Origin of the sequence: Mesorhizobium tamadayense (assembly GCF_003863365.1) — a bacterium.
In the GTDB taxonomy this organism is placed as follows: domain Bacteria; phylum Pseudomonadota; class Alphaproteobacteria; order Rhizobiales; family Rhizobiaceae; genus Mesorhizobium; species Mesorhizobium tamadayense.
The window spans coordinates 1-17,680 of record NZ_RQXT01000066.1; the positions used below are offsets into that span (position 1 = coordinate 1).

Here is a 17,680-nt window from a genome sequence, read left to right on the forward strand (position 1 = left end):
ATTTCTGCTCCCCGCACCACCAGGACAGCGCGCTCCATCCCACTATAGCGCAGCTTGGACGCGCCGCTGGGTTCGAGCGCGACGATACGCCTGAGAGGAAGCTGGAGAAGTTGGCGGCACTGCTCGCCCCGACCTCGTCGGAGGACGGAGCGCTGCTGGCCGAGCTGCTCTCGTTGCCGACCGAGGGACGCTTCGCGCCCGTCCAGCTGACGCCTCAGCGTAAGAAGGAGAAGACCTTCGAGGCACTGCTTAAGCAACTCGAGGACCTGGCGCGACAAGCTCCGGTGCTGATGCTGTTCGAGGATGTGCATTGGATCGACCCAAGCTCGCGCGAGCTGCTCGACCTGGTAATTGAGCGGGTGCCGCGCCTGCCCGTGTTGCTTCTCGTGACTTTCCGTCCCGAGTTTCAATCGCCGTGGATCGGGCAGGCGCACGTCACGATGCTTGCCCTCAATCGGCTCGATCGTCGTGAGGGCGCCGCGCTGGTCCAGCGGGTCGTCGGCACCGGAGACCTGCCGAGCGATGTTGTCGCGGAGATCATCGAACGCACCGATGGGGTGCCGCTGTTGGTCGAGGAGCTGACCAAAGCGGTGCTGGAAGGCGGCAACGCCGGCATCGTGCTCTCACGAGCTGCTGGGACCGCGTTAAACGTGCCAGCCACGCTGCATGCCTCGCTGATGGCGCGGCTCGATCGGCTAGGCTCGGCCGCTAAGGAGGTCGCACAGGTTGGCGCCGCTGTTGGCCGGGAGTTCTCCTACGAATTGCTGGCAGCAGTCGCACAGCGGAACAAGGCCGATCTGAACGCCGCATTGGATCAGCTCGTCGGCGCCGGTCTCGTGTTCCGCCGGGGCGTGCCGCCGCTAGCCACCTACCTCTTCAAACACGCGCTGGTTCAGGACGCTGCATACAGCACGCTGCTGCGCGGCAGGCGCCAGCAGTTGCACGCGCAAATCGCCCAATCGCTCGAGGCCCATTCCCCGGAGCTGACGGACAGCCCGCCTGAAATATTCGCGCACCATTATGCCGAAGCCGGGCTCGTTGAACAATCCGTCCAATATTGGGCGAGGGCCGGTCATAGCTCCGCCGCTCGGTCAGCGATGGCGGAAGCGGCCGCGCAATTCCAAAAGGCGCTGGATCAGCTCGCGCTGCTTCCGGACAACAACGAACGACAGCGACAAGAGCTCGAATTTTACAGTGCTCTCGGTGCGGTCTTAACAACCACCAAAGGCTCTGCCGCGCCGGAAACCGGGCATGCCTATGCACGTGCACGAGAACTGTGGGACCGACTGGGTTCCCCTTCGGAGTTCCTGCGGGTTCCCTTCGGGCAGTCTCGCTATCACGCATTCCGCGGCGAACTCGACCTGGCCCACCGCTTTGACGAGGATTTGCTGCGTCTAAGTCGGGAGCGCAATGACCCCGCCGGCCTCGTTCTGGGCCACCTGTCCGCTGGTAGAACCCTGCTGTATCGCGGCAAATTCGCGGCATCTCGATCGCATCTTGAGGCGGGATTGGCGCTTTATGATCCAGTCGCCCACTGCTTGCTTATCCAACAAGCCGCACTTCACCCTGCAGTCGTCTCGCAATCGTATCTAGGGAAAGTTCTTTTCTGCCTCGGGTTGCCCGACCAGGGGTTGGCGCGAAGCAACGCAGCGGTCGTTGAGGCTCGGGGGCTGGCGCATCCGCCGACTTTAGCCACGAGCTTAATTCTCGGCGCTATGCCGCTGTTGCTAGTCGGAGATATTCAAGCCTTGGATAAACGGATAGACGAGTTGCTTGCGGTGGCGGCTGAGCAGGGTTTCCCCTATTGGCATGCGCTGGGAACCATCTTTCACGGCTGGAGCACCGTCAAGAAAGGCGATGTAACGGAGGGGATGTTGCTCCTCCGCCAGGGTTTGACCGCTTACCGCGCCACCGGAGCGGGAGTGTGGATGCCTTACTGTCTCGCCCTCCTAGCCATGGCATGTGAGATCGCCGGGCAAATAGAAGAGGGCTCGACCGTACTGGACGAGGCCTTGCAATTTGCTGAAAGGACCAGTGAGCTTTGGCTGGCGGCGGAACTGAACAGGCACAAAGGCCAGCTACTGCTGCGGCAGGTGCATTCCGACGCGGCTGAGGTATTCTACCGCAATGCCCTGAACATCGCCGAGGGGCAGGAAACAAAGCTCTTGGAATTGCGCGCGGCGGTCAGTCTCGCCCGGCTCTGGTGCAACCAGGGCAAGGGCGATGCAGCCCGCAATCTCCTCGGATCGACCTACGGGTGGTTCACTGAAGGTTTCGATACGCCCATTCTGAGGGAGGCCAAGGCATTGCTGACCGAGCTTTGAAGAGAGCCATTCGCGAAATGTGGTCAGTCAGTGGTCGGTGGAACCGATTCGGTCGGAACAGCAGAGAGGCGCACGTGCCTCAAATTGAAGACCTCCAATGTTCGGTTCGGAGCCTAGGTGACGACCGATCTCTTCAACCGCTCATGTCAGCTCTTGTGAAGGGTTACGGCCGCCGGCCCCAGCGCACGCCGCCTCTCACAGAAGGCCGGCATCCGTAACCCTTCACATTTTCCGACCTTGGCCGCTAGGCTCTCGCAGGTCCGCCAGCCTTGAGTTCTGGGCGCGACGAAGCCCAATTTCGTATCAAATCGGTCGGCCATCAGTGCAATCGCCGGCGTCGCAAAGTACCCGTTGCGCCAATTGCAGGTCCGATGTGGCGAATCCTTCGGTAAACTTGCTGTAGAGTGCCGCGAGCAGAACATGAGCTTCACCGCCCCGATTCTCCTCGATCCACAGTCGGGCTAAGCTGGTTATCGCCCGCAACTCCCACAAGTCAGCGCGTTGCCGTCGCGCTATTGCGGCTGCGTGCCTGAACCGTGCCTCGACCTTGGCCCGATCAACAGTGGGCAATTGCAGCATCAGTTCGCCTGTTAGCCGATGCAGCTCCGCCTCGAACCACCGCTCGCCAGTTTCACGCACCCGGCCTAGCCCATCGGTGAGCAAGTCCAGGCCCTTCTTCGCCCCGCCGGCCTGAGTTTCGACGTGCGCGAGCAAGCTTAGAAAGAATGGAACCAGGAAACCGGCGCCAGTCATCTGCCAGGACGCTATGCCTTCCCGAATCTGCGCAATGGCCGCCTGCAATTCGCCCGTCTCTCCAAGCGTCCAGCCTCGAACGACCATACCTACCCCGAGGAAGTGCGGAGACCCTTGTGCTCTGGCGAGCGTGATCAGTGAATCCGCCCGTTCCCGGGCTTCTCGCCAGTCGCCGCGTAGTTGGGACAGGATGCAGCCGTAAAGCAGCGCGTAACCCAGCGTATTGCGGTGGGATAGTTCCCGAGCGTCCGCCAACGCCTCGTTGCTCCTGGCTTGGGCCTGCTCGGGATGGCCGAGAGCTAACAGAGCCCAGGACAGGACAGACAGCCCCGCCACCCGAGGGTCCTGCGCGAACAGGAACGCGAGAGAGCGATCTCGCTGTGGATCGTAAAGGGCGAGCGATCGCTCGAGATTTTCACGGGCAATTGTGACCTCGCCGCGAAGGAAGGCATCGGTTCCGACGATGCGGTTGCCGACGACCTCAGCGGCCAAATCCTGTTGTTCCCGCGCACGACGCAGCAGTTCCTCTCCTGCCTTCCGGCCCGCCTCCAGCTCCGCCCGCACGACGTGGAACACCCAGTCCCCGTAGAGGACAGGGAATAGCCGATTTGTGTCACCGAGCCGCTCGCATAATTCGCGCGCTCGTGCGTTGGCCCGCCCGACTTCCGGCGCTGCCCAGCCCTTCGCAGTCATCAACGCGACGCCAAGGGCGACTTGCAATTCGAGTTCCTGCCGCCATCGAGTGGCATCATCGGATAGCGCTTCAAGCAGCTCCAGCCCTCTTGTCAGATGGGTAATCGCTTCCTCTGTTGCGGAGCGAGCAATCTCCGCTTGCCCGGCTCTGAGCCAATAGTTGATCGCTGGTTCTGGCAGCCCCGCCTCGGTGTAGTGCTGGGCTAGAAGTTCGGGTTGCGATTGGACCGTTTCTGGGAATCGCTGCTCGATTGCATTGGCGATTCCCGCATGCAACCGCTGTCGTTTCGAGCGCACAAGGGTCGCGTAGGCAGCGTCGCGCACGAGCGCATGCTTAAAACTGTAGGTCGCCTGCGGCGAAATCCCGTGGCGGAACACCAATCCCGACGCAATGAGGTCGTCCAATGCTCGCTCCACCTCGCTGGTCGGCAGCGGCACGGCAGCCGCGAGCAACTCGTGCGAGAATTCTCGTCCGATTGCGGCCGCCACCTGCGCCACCTCTCTGGCGGGGGCAAGTCGGTCGAGCCGGGCCAATAACGACTCCTGAAGCGTAGTGGGGATCGCTATGGCCGACAGGGGACTGGCGAGAGCGTAGTGATCGCCCTCGTCCTTTAATAGGTTGGTCTCGATCACGGCCCGCGTCAGCTCTTCCACAAAAAGCGGCACGCCGTCGGTTTTTGCGACGATCTGGTTGAGCACTTCGGTAGGCAACGCCCTGCCGCCAGTCACGCGCTCGACCATCGCTGCGCCTTGCCGTCGGCTCAAACGACTAAGCGTCAGTGCGGTGACATGAGGATAGTGCATCCACGGTTGCAGGAACTCAGGGCGGAATGTGATGAGCACCATCACCGGCGAGCCCTGCACGCGGTCAATCACAAGATCCAGCAGCTCCATCGAGGTCGGATCTGCCCAATGAACGTCCTCGTAGACGGCCAGGACGGGCTGGCGCGCCGCGAGCCCAATGAGCTGATCGACCAATGCCTCCAGCGTCCGCTCCTTCTGCCGATGCGGGCTCAGCTCCAACGGCGGATAGCGGTCGTCTGCTGGAAGCGACAGCAGCGCCGCGAGCAGCGGGACCACGCCGGCGACATCTTCGGTCGAAAGCGCTAGCAGCGTCTCGAGTTTATCCAGTCTCACTCCGGGAGAGTCGTCTGCTGCGAACCCAGCCGCCCGCTCCAGAAGACCGATCACCGGATGAAGCGGGCTGGCCTGATGGTACGGCGAGCAGTAGTGATTTACAGTCGTATGTGGTTCGCTTTCTAGCCGCCGGCGCAGGGCACGAACGAGGCGTGACTTGCCGATGCCAGGCTCGCCGGCTAGCAGCACAACCTGGCCTTCGCCCTCTTTGACTGCTTCCCAGTGCTTGAGCAGGAGCTCGATCTCATGCTCACGGCCAATTAGCGGGGTGAGGCCCGCCCCGCGCATGGCTTCGAAACGGCTTTCCGCAGCGCTTTCCCCAAGCACACGCCAAGCGCGTACGGAAGCAGGAAAACCCCTTAGCGGGTGGAGGCCGAGTTCGGCGAGATCGAACAAGCCACCGATCAACTGCCGGGTGCGGGCTCCAACAACCACAGTTCCGGGCTCGGCCAGACTTTGCAGACGCGCTGCGAGATTGGGCGTGTCGCCGACTACCGTCTCCTCACGCGCCGCACCTTCACCAATCAGTTCACCGACAACCACCAGACCTGTGGCGATCCCGACGCGGGCTTGAAGCGTCGCGCCGTGCACTGGTTGCAGACCCCGTACTGCCTCGACGGCTGCAAGCCCCGCCCGCACCGCCCGTTCGGCCTCATCCTCGTGAGCGCGCGGATAGCCGAAGTAGGCGAGCATGCCATCGCCCATGTACTTGGCAATATGACCTTCGAACCGCGCAATCGCACCCGCCACCGCGCCTTGATAGCCGCGCAGCAGTTCGCCCATTTCCTCTGGATCGAGTCGTGATGAAAGCGCAGTCGAGCCAACCAGGTCGGCAAACATCACAGTGAGCTGGCGGCGCTCCGCCTCCGGGAGTGACATAGGTCTGGGTGCGATAGATGCATTCCTGGCTGGGCTGGTCGTTTGCCAATCGGTCTCGCGCAGCGCGGCGATGGCAGCAAGCAGTTTGCGGCGGTGCCCTAGTGAAGCGACGCCGAGCCCAATCAGATCCTCGGCGGAAAGATCTCTGAGGACTTCGTCATCGATATCGTTTTGGCGGAACGCTTCCTCGTACTGTCCCAGTTTTTGGTCGCGCAGCCAGGCACCGACGTCCATGGCTCTTTCTCCGCAATACTCGGAGCGCAAGGTTCTGTAGCATACTCCAAAAGCGTCTGAGCGGCACTAGCGAAACCCTTCTGCGATGTTCGGACGTTGGGTCGCGGGCTTGCGGTAGGCTTCCCAACGGCAGGGGCAGACAAGGGTCAGCAGCGCGCCTAGGCAACGTTTGCCTGACAGCGCCACGAATACGGCCCTGGTGGTCGCACTCGCCCCAAGAGGCAACTTTCATGGCGCTACCCTCAAAGTGTCCTTTGCGCGATGGCTCGACCCGTGGCTGTCATTGGCGTCCGTTCAGAGACTTCGCTCTACTTGGTTGTATGTCTGCTATCGCTTTTTCGACGCTAGCAGCTGCCGGTCCGCTGACGGCCCCATCGGAGCATTCCAGAGACCGGGCTCCCTGCTTGTTGAAGTCAATCACACGTAGCGACAGCCTTGAGCGCTTCGGCACGGGAAGGTTTCTGCATATTCGCAATCCGTCGAACAGAAGCGTAGAACCTTGGATAATCGCTGGAGCACAAGTCGAACAACCGAAGAAACGCCGGAACCTGTTCGCCGTAGACAGCAGTCGCGGCGAGCTGTGCGTTGTTGATCCGGGCATCGAACCAGGCGTCGTATCCCCGGTATCCGGCCCAGCGCTTGTCGCGCATTTGCCGGTAGCGCATCCGCAGCTTGTCGATCGCGGCTGTCTTGGCAGCCGCCATCTGCTCCGAGGTACGGAAGCTTTCATAGACCTGCCTTAACTCGTCCCGGGTTTTCGACACCAGTCCGAGAAAATCGGCGCTGCGCTTGCGATCGGCTTCGTAGCGGCGCAATCCGGCGTGATCGCCAACTGCGCGGAGCCATTTCCTTACACCGGTGGTTTCGACAGCAACTGCGAAGGCCTCATTGAATGCTGAGTCGTCATCGACATAGATGCGCTGATGCGCCAGCTCATGAAAAATGAGGCTTGCGAGATACGTGTCATCCTGACGGAGCATGGTGCTTAGCAGCGGGTCACTGGACCAGCCCAGTGTGGAATATGCAGTGACGCCTGTGACATAGACGTCGAGCCCCTGTCTATGAAGTTCGACAGCGCTTTCAGTCGCAGATTTCCGAGCAAAGTAACCCTGGTACGGAACGCATCCGAAAACCGGAAAGCACCATGTTCGTGGCATCAGGGAGAATTGCGGCGCGGCAAAAACGGCCCAGGTCACAGCGTCCCGACCGATGTCGACATAGCTGCGGTAGCTATTGTTTTCGGGCAGTGCCAGTTCATCTGACGCAAACTGTCGTATGCTGCCCGCCGACGTCAACTTGGTGCGCAATGCCTCAGGCGTCGAAGGATCATCGATCAGTTTTCCAACATTTTCGCGCGCCGCCATGATCTGCACGTGACCCTCCAACGACTGCGCGTAGTAGGAAATGCTTGTGCAACCGGTCACACCGGACGCCATGGTCACCGCGGCAAGCCATCGAAAAACGCGCTTCACAGCTTGCCCACCGCTTGCTCATCTCCGCACGGAGCAAATGTCCCGATTGCCCCAGTGTCTCAAACAGGCGCACCAATTTTCGTCAAGATGCTGAGGGGGCAGCGGGTCGGACTTTCGACTTCGGCAGCCGGTCCCACTCCAGACCAATAGTCCGGAAGTTGCCATCCCGCTCGATAGCGATCCGAGAAGCTCCGGCTTTCGGCGGAACCGGGAGACCAGCACGAATAGGCAAAGTCAAAGTCACTATCCCGTCCAAGTTGTGGACACTTCAACTTCAAAGGCGCACTCTCCCAACGACGAAACCCGAGTAGAGTTTCGTCCAATGCTTCACATGCTTGAGATGCCTCGCTGATTGCCTGACCTGTCCGGACATCCGGATGGGGCCGTCATTCATTATGCGCCTGTCCGTGACCAGGCTGCGGCTCAAAAGGACGCTGCAGCCCGTTCCGGATCAACTGGGAGGGAAAACAGCATGCCTCATCTTCAACGCAGAGAACTTATTCAAGGAAGCGCGGCTCTTGCTGCAATCGCCGCTTTCCATGCCTCGCGGGCCTACTCTTTTCCGACGCGGTCCGGCGAGGAAGTTGTCAAATGGACCGATCAGTTGCCGCCGAACCCGGTGCCAGAGGTCATCAAAAACCAGCTCGTCTGGGAAGACCTCGATTCCTGGGTAACGCCAAACGACAAGTTCTTTTCAATCGCGCATTTCAACAGGCCGGTCATCGACGAAAGCGCGTGGAAGCTCGAAATCGGCGGCCTGGTCAAAAAGCCGATGGCGCTGACGCTCGCCGACATCAAGGCCAGGCTGCGCCAGGAAGTCACCTTCACGGTCGAATGTTCGGGCAATACCGGCCTCCCGTTTTTCAACGGCGGCATCGGTAATGCGCGCTGGGCGGGCACGCCACTTGCCCCGATCCTGAAGGAGGCCGGCGTCCTCGACAGCGGCATCGAGGTCGTCTTCTGGGCCGCCGACGAAGGCGAGATCAAGCGGGCCGATGACGTTACGTTCAAGCAGAACTTCGCGCGCAGCATGTCGCTCGCCGACGCCATGGATCCAAAAAACATCCTTTGCTACGAGATGAACGGAACTACCTTGCCGCCCGATAACGGCTTCCCGGTTCGGCTGATAGCGCCCGGCTGGTACGGGGTCGCAAACGCGAAATGGCTCAAGCGCATCGAGGTGCGCGACCAGCGCTTCGAGAACCGGTTCATGGGACGCGACTACGTCACGCTCCGCGAGGAAGACCATAACGGCGAGACCGTGTGGGTAGAAACGTCCGTGGGACGGGCGCGCCTCAAATCGGCGCCGGCTCGGGTGACTCATATCGGCAGCGATTATCGGATCGTTGGAGCCGCCTGGGGTGCGCCGATCGACCGGGTCGAGGTGAAGATCGACGATGGGCCGTGGATGCAGGCGACCGTGGACGGCACCGAAGAGGCGGAGTTTGCCTGGAAGATGTGGTCTCTGGACTGGCCCAAGCCTTCCACCGGGGAGCACACCGTCACCTCGCGCGCGATCGATAAGAGCGGCAACATTCAGCCGGCAATGAGCGATCCGTGGATTGCCAAGAAACACACCTATTGGGAGAGCAACGGACAGGTGACCCGCCGTATTCAGGTCAGTTGACGGCTCGGCGCCGCGAGCGGAGCAGCCTGGAAAGCTGTGTGGCGACCGAATTGTGTGCGACCCGTTACGCTGTGGGCATAGCCAATGTGCAGCAGGCGGTGCGGTCGCAGAAATGATTGATTAGGTCGATAGAGGTGGCGTACGGAACGCTGCGCACGGTTTTGCGCAGCAGGTGGCCATGGCTCGTTGGCGGCCCAGGCGCGAGTTGCGCCATCGACGGACGTTGACCGATTGAACCCACGGGCATCGCCCTCATAGCCAAAAGACGAGCCTATGTCCTGACGAGAGCAAGCCAGCGTTCCAAAGCGGTGCGCTCTTTAGTCGGGAAGGCCAGCCTTGCGGTAGCCTTCGACGAAGCGCTGGAGCACTTCCTCGTCGTCGAATGGCTGCGATGTTGCCCAGTGCCTGATGCTGAAATGAGGATCGCTCATCAGGAAGAATTCCGCCTCTTGACGGGCTTCATCAAGGCGCCCGAGCTGCGCGAGGGCTGCCGCTAGCATGCGCCGCGACGTGGTGCGGTAGGTTTCCGGCTTGCGTAAGGCATCGACCGCAGATTGATAGTCGCCGAGCGCATAATAGGCTTGGCCCGCCATCCAATAGTACCACCCCGGAGGGTGCGGATTGAGCCGCAACGCCCGCTTCACGAATTCGACGCCCTTGACCGCGTCGCCCCTTAAGGTGATGAGATCCGAGCGCATCGCCCAGGCATCGGCATGATTGGGATCGAGCTTGAAGGTCGCCTCGAACTCAGCATCCGATTCTGCGAAACGCCGTTCGTGACCAAGTATGATGCCCAGCCCCCAGCGGTTCCCGGCATCGTTAGGGTCGAGCGCCACTGCCCGCTGCGCTTCCGCGAGCGCGCGAGGCTTGTTGGTTTCCTTCGGCTCGTTCCAGAACAGCCAGCCGAGCCAAAGATTGAGGGCCAGCAAGCTATGTGCTTCGGCATAGTCGGGATCGAGTCCGATCGCCTTTTCCAGGAGCATGCGCGCTTCCCGCGCGCCTAACCCGGTCTGAAAACTGACGCCGCGGGCTCGGACGCAGAGGTCATAGGCTTCGAGACTCGTCGGCCGTTTGCGCGCCGGCTGTCCGGCCAATCGGCCGACAAGGGCTTCGACGATCTTGGCCGTGACTTCGTCCTGCACTGCAAAGATATCCTCGAGGCTGCTGTCGTAGCGCTCGGCCCAGATATGATCGCCGCCGACCGCGTCGATCAGCTGCGCATTGATGCGCACGCGCCCGGCGGCGCGCCGGGCGCTGCCTTCAACCACATAGCGCACCCCAAGATCACGCGCGGCCAAACGCACATCGACCGGCCGCCCCTTGTAAGCAAAGGTCGAGTTGCGAGCGATGACGAAGAGGCCGGCGCAGCGAGAGAGATCGGTGATCAGGTCTTCGGTCAAGCCGTCGACAAAGGTTTCCTGCTCCGGATCGTTGCTCATGTTGGTAAAAGGCAAGACCGCGATCGAGGGCCTGTCGGGCAATTCCAGCGATACCAGTCGGCCGACCGGAGCGGCTCTCGGAAGCTGCAGGTTCACACGATAGCAGTATATCGGCTCGGCTATATTCTTCACCCGCTGCTCGCCCATGGGCTCGAACGCAAACGCCAACTTCTGCCTGACCTCCTTGGACACCTTCTCTGAAACGCAGATGCCACCGGGCTCGGCGAGTTGTTGGAGGCGCGACGCCACGTTCACGCCCTCGCCATAGCGATCGTCCCCTTCGACGATCACTTCTCCAAGGTTGATTCCGATCCGGACTTCGAAGCGCTGGTCTTCGGCGACGCTCGCGTTACGCTCTGCCATGCCGCGCTGAAGCGTGACCGCGCATTCGACCGCATCCACGACGCTGCCGAACTCCGCCAGCAGGCCGTCGCCCATTAACTTGAAGATTCGCCCGTGTCGCGTCGCGATCTCCGGCTCGAACAGCTCTTTGCGGCCACGTTTCAGCCGGTCGAAGGTGCCGGCCTCATCCGCCTCCATGAGCGCCGAGTACCCGACGACATCGATGGCAAGGATGGCAGAGAGCTTCCGCTCCATGTAAGCCTCAGTGAAGGTTCGCGACAGGCAAGCCGCACGCCCGAGGCAGGTAGGGACCGGCGCTCCCGGCGTGCCCTCACCGGCCTCTATACCACAGATCACGCCTCTTGAGACTATGGCTCGCGCGACGCCTTGGCTCACCTGCCGCAGCGCCACTGACGAGCGAGTCCCACCTATCCCTCCGCTTGTTCGCGGCAGCTGCCTCGCAACCGGACTGTGCCCCCTTTGGCTCAGGACCTGCCGTATGACGTCGTTGAAGGAAGGTGTCCGACGGGGTCGGAATTGGTCTTTCCTGTCGGGTACCAAGCGTTAGACTTTGACCAATAGGTGAAGGCATGCGCCGATACGTCGGGGTGATCTACAAAGATAACGACAGCGACTTCGGGGTATCTTTTCCCGACTTCCCCGGTGTCGTCACGGCCGGCCTGACAATTGCCGAAGTGCGTCGGCTCGCCGAGCAGGCGCTTGCCTTTCATGTGGAGGGGCTTCTAGAGGACGGCGAACGCATTCCGGAGCCGGCTTCGCCCGAGCACGCGATGACCGACAAAGACGCACTCACCACTATCCAGGTGCGTCTGAAGGCTGCAAGACAGTTACCGCGGCGGCTGAGCTAGCTGTGAGCTTCGCGTGTCCCTTGGCGCGCCGCAGCATGGCCTCGCCCGTCCCGTCGCACTCCATACAGCGGACGCTCACCCCAGGACATCTGTGCTGATGCGTCCCCGCCGGGCAGCAATGGCCGTTAGAGCTTCGCCACCTCGGGCATTCGAACATCGTGCCGGTGCCGCCGCAGCCTTGGCACTCGCCATCGGTGAACGCTAGTTCCATTTTACCCAGCCCTTCGGCGTTGCGAGACAACGCCGCTAACCCCAACGCAAACTTCGGCTGGCCCCCGCCAGCCGTATGCGGACACTGACATACAGCAATTAAGCTTTTTCTAAAGCAGAGATTCCTTGTGAACATCATTCGCCGGCGAATATTTTGTCTGTCCCGACCGGCCCGCCATGAAGTGCATCACTCGTCCGACGCGGATTACCAATCTGCCGGCCGTGCGCGAGCAGATCAACCATATCGATCGTGCGCTTGCTAGAAGGCCTGCCGAGCCAGCCGAATAAGGAACTGATCAGCGCGACCGTGAGTTATGACTTCGTGGTTGATCCTTCAGCGGCATAGCCACTGCCAGTCGAAGAACGCCCGTCGCTCTCCCCGCAGGCTGGGCATCCATGCCACCTTTGATGCTTTGCTCCAAAGGCCGGAACGTTTGGTCCGCGCCGTCTTTCCATTTTGGCGACCATGCTCTTCAACAGCCGGGAAACCATGACTCAGTTCGTGAGAAGGCGCGCCGCCGTTCCGCCGCAATGCGAGTCCACTCCGGCCAGGTACGCCCCTGTTTCAGTTGATCTTTGGGGCTTCGAAGGAGTTCTGGAGATGATTATCAAGAAAGTTTTCGTGGCGGTGCTGATGACCGCAGCGCTTGCCGGATGCGAGACACAAACTGAGGGCCAGCAGCGGGCCACCACCGGCGCGCTCATCGGCGGCGCGGGCGGCGCGCTCGTCGGCCAGGCGATCGGCGGCAATACCAAGAGCACGGTGATCGGCGCGGCCAGCGGCGCGCTTCTCGGCGCCGTGGTCGGCAGCGCCACTACCCCGCAGCGTCGCGGCGAGCAGCTCTGCCGCTATCAGGACCGCTATGGCCGCATCTATACCGCGCCCTGCGACGATCGCTACTACAACGGCGACTATTAATCTCTGAGCCTCTTAGGGAGGGAGACGGCGCACCGGCGCCGGCTCCCTCCTTCCCTCGCATCATGGTTTTGTACGCTTTTCGATGTAGAAGCGTTTTTGGCGGCGGGCTGCGGAGGAGGTCGAAATGACGACGAGCCTTGCCGGCGCGCTAAAACACCGTGGCAAGCAGGCGGTGAAGCGGCTGATCGGTTATGACTCGCGCAACTGGCTGCGTATTCGCCAGATTGAAGCCTTCACGGCTTTTCTAGAAGCGGCCAACCGTAAGTCGCGCGACGTAATCGAGATCTCGCCCGGTTGGAACCGCTATTGGCGGGCAATGTGCCCAAACTACCGCTCGGTCGATTTTCCCGATTTCGACATCTGCCGCGACCGCACCGAAGAGCAATATTCCATCGTGATTGCCGATCAGGTGCTGGAGCACGTGCGGCGGCCACTGGCGGCCGCCGCCAATATCCACGCCATGACCAAGCCCGGCGGCTGGGCAATGGTGGCCACACCTTTCCTGTTTCGCGTGCATGCGCGGCCGCACGACTATAACCGCTGGACGCCCGCGGGGCTCAAGCAATTGATGGTCGAAGGCGGCTTCGCCGAGGAGAACATCCAGGTGCAGGGATGGGGCAACAAGGCCTGCGCCAGGGCGCATATTGGCGGGCCGGTGCGGCCCTATGGCGTATGGCGGGATCTGAGCAACGACGAGGAATATCCGCTGATGGTGTGGGCCTTCGCAAAGAAGGTGTGACTGCGGAGCCGATCGGCGATCTCCAGCATCCACGTTGCGAACGACTGCAATGCGCCTCAATTGCGGTCGGTAGGGGCGGTCCTATCCGCGCCGATAAGCGGACGTCGATGAACGACACGCCGCGGGCGGCTTGCGCCATCAGGTGTCCCTCCGACGTAGCTTGTGGGGCGCCGTCGGGCGGGCGGGTTAATAGGAGACCCGGCGTATTGGCCGATTTCAGAATGGGAGCTTGATATCGCTCGACGACAACGGGCGACCCGCCGCTACGAGCGCGCCAACCGTCTTTCTGTCCCGTTGCCGACGCCTCACCAAGCCAGTCAGCGCTCTATCGAGGGAAATCGAACCGGCGCCGGCTGTGGTGAGGGCGAACATGCCGCCGGCTATGGCGAGATCCTTTTCGAAATGCAGCAATTCGTTCTGGCTGGCGAAATTGGTGTGGAACAGGGCGGCGGTTGCAAGACAGAACAGTCCGAGCGAGACCGCGCCCAGACGCGTCAGCAAGCCGAGGCCGACCAACAGACCGGCTCCCAACTGCAGCGTTATGGTGGCGATGAGGAGCGGCGAGCTGACGCCGAGCGCGGCCATGGCCTTTGCGGCAATGCCGAAGTGGCTCGCCAGCTCAAGGCCTTCGTGTACGAAGAGAAGTGAGAGCAGCAGGCGACCCGAAAGCAGGGTCCAGTCGCCAAGGTGTAATTTCGAAGCGATTTGTGTCGTTGTCACGATTGGCTCCAGCAAGGAAGGAAGCGGCAGGCGCTGTGCAGCGCCTGCCTGGTTTACTTTGTCACTTTGGTGTCGATGGCCTTTTGCAGGTCCGCGCGCTCCTCGCAGCCCGCGGGGCAGAGCTTTTGCAGCGAGGCGAGCTGTTCCTCGGCCTTGGCCATGTCGCCGGTCTCGACGTAGAGCTCGCCAAGATATTCATGGGCAGCTTTGTGGTCGGGCTTAAGCTCCAGCGCCTTGGTGTAGTAGGTAAGCGAGGTCTGGTAGTCGCCGGTCTTGCGCAGCGTGAAGCCGAGCAGGTTGTAGACGTCGGCCTGCTGGATGTCCTGCGCGAGGTCGCGCAGGTCGGCCAGCGCGCCGTGATAGTCCTTGGCGTCAATCTTGGCCTTCACGGCGGTCAGGTCCGGCGCGTCGGCGCCTTCGATGTCGTCCACGGCATAGGCCGGCACGGCGATGGCGATCGGGACCGCGGTCAGCACCGCAATGGCGCCGAGCATCGCGAAAGTTAAGTGTTTCATTGGCGTTGTCGCTTTCTTCTCAGAATTCGATTCAGATCTGGGTTGGGGTGAAGGCGTAGGCATTGCCGTCCTTGACGAAACTGCCGGTGCCGGGGAACGGGAAGTGCGAGCCGCAGATGCGGACATTGTCGGCGATCACCTGATCGATGATCTTGTGCCGCGTGGCGATGGCCATCGGCCCGTCCTGGTCGTAAGCACCCTGCCACTCCGGATGCGGCGCAAGCAGCGCCGGCACGTACATGGTGTCGGCCGAGACCAGGAACTGCTCAGAGCCGGCGTCGACATGGTAGACGGAGTGGCCGGGCGTGTGGCCGGGCGCCGCCATGATGCGGATGCCGCGCACCACTTCGGCGCCGTCCTCGACCAGCTTCCAGTTCTTCCATTTCGGGAAGTTTTCGGCGATTCGCTTGCCAGCCGGCTTGCGGCCTTCGGGCAGCTTGGCGAGCCGGCTGGGATCGGTCCACCAATTGTATTCGGTGGCGTTGACGACGAGCTCGGCGTTCGGGAACACCGGCGCGTTGGTGCCCTTGTCCATCAAGCCCCAAACATGGTCGGGGTGGAAATGCGAGATCATGATGGTGTCGATAGCCTTGTAGTCGATGCCGGCGGCCTTCATGTTGGCCGGCAGATGCGTGGCGTTGGCCTGCCACTGGCCGACGCCGGAGCCGGCATCCATCATGATGGTGCGGCCGTTCATCTTGAGCACCACGACGGTGAGCGGGATCGGCATGAAGTCGGTGGTCAGCCCCGCCTTGGCGAGCGCCGCCTTGGTGTCGTCGACCGATACGTCCTCGATGAAGGCCGGGTCGTGGGGCTTGCGCCAGATGCCGTCATAGACTGCGGTGACCTCGAGCGAGCCCACCTTGTATTTGTAGAAGCCAATCAGCGGCTCGACCGGCATTTCGGCGAAGGCGGGACGGGTGAATTCCAGCTTTCCGGCAAGGCCGAAGGCGGCAGCGGCGGCAGCGGACCCAAGCAGTGTGCGGCGTGTCATGTTGAACATGGTGATCTCCTGTGGGAAGCGGTGATTTCCAGGGAGGAGGGCCAACCCCGACCCCCCGTCCTGAATGCGGACCTCAATTACCCCAGATGCCCTGCCCGGGTTCGTCGGCGTCAGACTTCGTGGTCAGCTTGAGCTTGTGCTGTGCCATGGCCGGCTTCCGGATCGAAGCTGTGTAAGAATTGTCGACATTGGCCACCGGCTGGTTGGCGTTGTTGGAGCCATAATGGTCGCTGCCAGCGAAAGCGCTGCTCGTCGCAACGAGGATGGCGGCAGCGGTAAGAGCGATCTTTTTCATGTCGATAATTCCTGATTTCGAAAATTGAGATGTTTTCGGGGGTTGATTGCCGGACCGCGATCAGCGGCCCCATATGCCGTCGCGGTTGTGCCTGGCGACAGTGTCGAGCACCGTTTGGCTGGGTCCGGTCATCGCCTGGCTGTCGACGCCATTCTGGCGCGGAGTGCCGGACGGTCGGATCGAAGCGGTGAACGCGTGGTCGACAGTCGCGACCGGCTGGTTGGCGTTGTTGGAGCCGTAGTAGTCACTGCCTGCAAATGCAGTGTTGGTTGCGAGCAGCATGGCGAATGCGCCGAATGCAAACTTATTCATTTCGATGTTTCCTTGTTTTGTTTGTTAAATGCGTGCCTTGGGAAAATGGCCCCGCTACAAAGCAAGACCCGGCGGGGCTTCGCTTTATTCCCGAGCTGCCACGAAAATTTTTTGGACTACAGAAATCCTGCGGTTGGCGGGGCCCGGACTATGCGACCCGAACACGCGGGCGATGGAATGGATGAAATGAACTGGCGAGCGCGCTCAGGAGGCCTGCCGCACTTGGATTTGGAATTAGGTTAAGCTGACAGATTAACCGCCAGCTTGCGCGTCGCGTCCGAAGCCGGCACGATTAGGCCGGCAGGGCCCGTCAGCTTGGCGCGCAGCGATCGCGGCGCGTTGGATGGCTATCTTTGAAGGCAGATATCAGCCGGTCACGGCGGCGGCGCGGAAGCGCGCCGCGAAATCGTCTAGTTCGGGCCGCTCCATGTCGGAAATCGCCCAATAAGAGAATGCGCCATCGCTCCATTGCACCAGCGAGAAGCCGCCCTCGGAAAGATCGACTGGCTCGGTTACCGCACCGGCATTTTGCGGCTCGGCGACAAGAGTGATCAGGTGCTCACGGTGGCGATACACCAGCGCAGGCACTGGCCGGCCGCCGATGACCTCGACTCTGCCGCCGATGAGCGCAAATCCGTCTTTCGCCATGTCTGGCGCGGGCGGCGAAAGCCCGAGCCTTCCGTCGAGCCAAGGCTTTACCGTATGCCGGTCCGACGAGACGACATCAACCGGGCTCGTCGCCAGCAGGCCGCGACGATGGCCGTTGGCGACGCCCGCGGCAAAACTGTCGGGTGCTCGCTGCATCGCCCATTGGGTCGCGCCACTAGCCAGCACCGCGCTGATCATGATTGAAGCCGCCATGGCACGCCAATCGAATGAGCCAAAGCTGCGCGCCGCCCATCCCCTTCGACTGGTCTTCGCCTGTGCCGTTGGCGCTCTGGGCCGTAGCACCTCCGCATTGCCAGCTGCGGCCATGGCTGCGATGCGCGCGCTCAAGGCGTCGCTGACTTGCGGCTTCGGCAGTGAACTCACAACCCCTTGCAAGGCAACGATGCGGGCATGTTCGGCCGCCAGACCGGGATCGGCGGCGATGCGCCGCTCGACCGCCATCGCCGCGGCGGCGTCAAGCTCGCCATCGATCAGCGCGTGCAGCATCAGGTTCATGCCTGCGGCGTCCTCGGGCAACCCGTCATTGTGC

At 61.8% G+C, this 17,680-nt stretch carries 14 protein-coding genes; 5 read left to right on the forward strand and 9 right to left on the reverse strand.

The genetic code is table 11. The features are described 5' to 3' along the window. A partial coding sequence (locus EH240_RS32530; RefSeq protein WP_206075364.1) for an adenylate cyclase occupies positions 1–2,324 on the forward strand: 2,324 nt, incomplete at its 5' end. Between the two features lie 303 nt (positions 2,325–2,627). Here EH240_RS32530 and EH240_RS32535 read toward each other — a convergent pair. Together EH240_RS32535 and EH240_RS32540 are read right to left on the reverse strand one after the other, a co-directional pair. Continuing rightward, complete coding sequence (locus EH240_RS32535) at positions 2,628–6,020, reverse strand: AAA family ATPase (RefSeq protein WP_125006240.1); 3,393 nt, start codon at positions 6,018–6,020, stop codon at positions 2,628–2,630. 413 nt (positions 6,021–6,433) lie between these two features. After that, entirely contained in the window at positions 6,434–7,456 is a 1,023-nt protein-coding gene (locus EH240_RS32540; RefSeq protein ID WP_125006272.1) for an aminopeptidase, read from the reverse strand. A 508-nt stretch (positions 7,457–7,964) separates the two neighbouring features. Between EH240_RS32540 and EH240_RS32545 the strand changes: the two genes are divergently transcribed. Then, positions 7,965–9,119: a sulfite oxidase gene (locus EH240_RS32545; RefSeq protein ID WP_125006274.1), complete on the forward strand. Its 1,155-nt coding sequence runs from the start codon at positions 7,965–7,967 to the stop codon at positions 9,117–9,119. A 317-nt stretch (positions 9,120–9,436) separates the two neighbouring features. Here EH240_RS32545 and EH240_RS32550 read toward each other — a convergent pair whose 3' ends face one another. Beyond that, entirely contained in the window at positions 9,437–11,155 is a 1,719-nt protein-coding gene (locus EH240_RS32550; protein WP_125006242.1) for an adenylate/guanylate cyclase domain-containing protein, read from the reverse strand. A gap of 335 nt (positions 11,156–11,490) precedes the next feature. Here EH240_RS32550 and EH240_RS32555 point away from each other — a divergent pair, with 335 nt between their 5' ends. From EH240_RS32555 to EH240_RS32565, 3 genes are all read left to right on the forward strand, one after another. Continuing rightward, positions 11,491–11,769 (forward strand): type II toxin-antitoxin system HicB family antitoxin, encoded by a 279-nt coding sequence (locus EH240_RS32555; protein ID WP_125006244.1) that lies wholly within the window; start codon positions 11,491–11,493, stop codon positions 11,767–11,769. Positions 11,770–12,580: 811 nt separating this feature from the next. Beyond that, positions 12,581–12,898: a YMGG-like glycine zipper-containing protein gene (locus EH240_RS32560; RefSeq protein WP_059189005.1), complete on the forward strand. Its 318-nt coding sequence runs from the start codon at positions 12,581–12,583 to the stop codon at positions 12,896–12,898. Positions 12,899–13,022: 124 nt separating this feature from the next. After that, positions 13,023–13,637, forward strand: a complete 615-nt coding sequence (locus EH240_RS32565) for a class I SAM-dependent methyltransferase (protein ID WP_125006246.1) — start codon at positions 13,023–13,025, stop codon at positions 13,635–13,637. Between the two features lie 216 nt (positions 13,638–13,853). On the opposite strand, the gene EH240_RS32570 is transcribed toward EH240_RS32565, so the two are convergent. The 6 genes from EH240_RS32570 to EH240_RS32595 form a co-directional block, all read right to left on the reverse strand. After that, on the reverse strand, positions 13,854–14,357 hold the full coding sequence (locus EH240_RS32570; protein ID WP_125006248.1) for a DoxX family membrane protein: 504 nt from the start codon (positions 14,355–14,357) through the stop codon (positions 13,854–13,856). A gap of 53 nt (positions 14,358–14,410) precedes the next feature. Then, positions 14,411–14,851 (reverse strand): tetratricopeptide repeat protein, encoded by a 441-nt coding sequence (locus EH240_RS32575; protein ID WP_245436620.1) that lies wholly within the window; start codon positions 14,849–14,851, stop codon positions 14,411–14,413. A 52-nt stretch (positions 14,852–14,903) separates the two neighbouring features. Continuing rightward, a complete protein-coding gene (locus EH240_RS32580) occupies positions 14,904–15,875 on the reverse strand; it encodes an MBL fold metallo-hydrolase (protein ID WP_125006252.1) in 972 nt (323 codons plus the stop codon). Positions 15,876–15,948: 73 nt separating this feature from the next. Then, positions 15,949–16,170 (reverse strand): DUF680 domain-containing protein, encoded by a 222-nt coding sequence (locus tag EH240_RS32585; protein WP_125006254.1) that lies wholly within the window; start codon positions 16,168–16,170, stop codon positions 15,949–15,951. 60 nt (positions 16,171–16,230) lie between these two features. Beyond that, on the reverse strand, positions 16,231–16,482 hold the full coding sequence (locus EH240_RS32590) for a DUF680 domain-containing protein (RefSeq protein WP_125006256.1): 252 nt from the start codon (positions 16,480–16,482) through the stop codon (positions 16,231–16,233). A gap of 366 nt (positions 16,483–16,848) precedes the next feature. After that, complete coding sequence (locus EH240_RS32595; protein WP_245436614.1) at positions 16,849–17,646, reverse strand: anti-sigma factor family protein; 798 nt, start codon at positions 17,644–17,646, stop codon at positions 16,849–16,851. Positions 17,647–17,680 lie beyond the last annotated feature (34 nt).

What these genes read in the sequence shown, in the direction of transcription:
- EH240_RS32550 (WP_125006242.1), bottom strand. Translation starts at nt 11,155, where the DNA reads ATGGAGCGGAAGCTCTCTGCCATCCTTGCCATCGATGTCGTCGGGTAC.
- EH240_RS32565 (WP_125006246.1), top strand. Translation starts at nt 13,023, where the DNA reads ATGACGACGAGCCTTGCCGGCGCGCTAAAACACCGTGGCAAGCAGGCG.
- EH240_RS32595 (WP_245436614.1), bottom strand. Translation starts at nt 17,646, where the DNA reads ATGAACCTGATGCTGCACGCGCTGATCGATGGCGAGCTTGACGCCGCC.
- EH240_RS32585 (WP_125006254.1), bottom strand. Translation starts at nt 16,170, where the DNA reads ATGAAAAAGATCGCTCTTACCGCTGCCGCCATCCTCGTTGCGACGAGC.
- EH240_RS32560 (WP_059189005.1), top strand. Translation starts at nt 12,581, where the DNA reads ATGATTATCAAGAAAGTTTTCGTGGCGGTGCTGATGACCGCAGCGCTT.
- EH240_RS32535 (WP_125006240.1), bottom strand. Translation starts at nt 6,020, where the DNA reads ATGGACGTCGGTGCCTGGCTGCGCGACCAAAAACTGGGACAGTACGAG.
- EH240_RS32575 (WP_245436620.1), bottom strand. Translation starts at nt 14,851, where the DNA reads ATGCTCGGCGCCATTGCGGTGCTGACCGCGGTCCCGATCGCCATCGCC.
- EH240_RS32590 (WP_125006256.1), bottom strand. Translation starts at nt 16,482, where the DNA reads ATGAATAAGTTTGCATTCGGCGCATTCGCCATGCTGCTCGCAACCAAC.
- EH240_RS32540 (WP_125006272.1), bottom strand. Translation starts at nt 7,456, where the DNA reads ATGGCGTCCGGTGTGACCGGTTGCACAAGCATTTCCTACTACGCGCAG.
- EH240_RS32545 (WP_125006274.1), top strand. Translation starts at nt 7,965, where the DNA reads ATGCCTCATCTTCAACGCAGAGAACTTATTCAAGGAAGCGCGGCTCTT.
- EH240_RS32555 (WP_125006244.1), top strand. Translation starts at nt 11,491, where the DNA reads ATGCGCCGATACGTCGGGGTGATCTACAAAGATAACGACAGCGACTTC.
- EH240_RS32580 (WP_125006252.1), bottom strand. Translation starts at nt 15,875, where the DNA reads ATGTTCAACATGACACGCCGCACACTGCTTGGGTCCGCTGCCGCCGCT.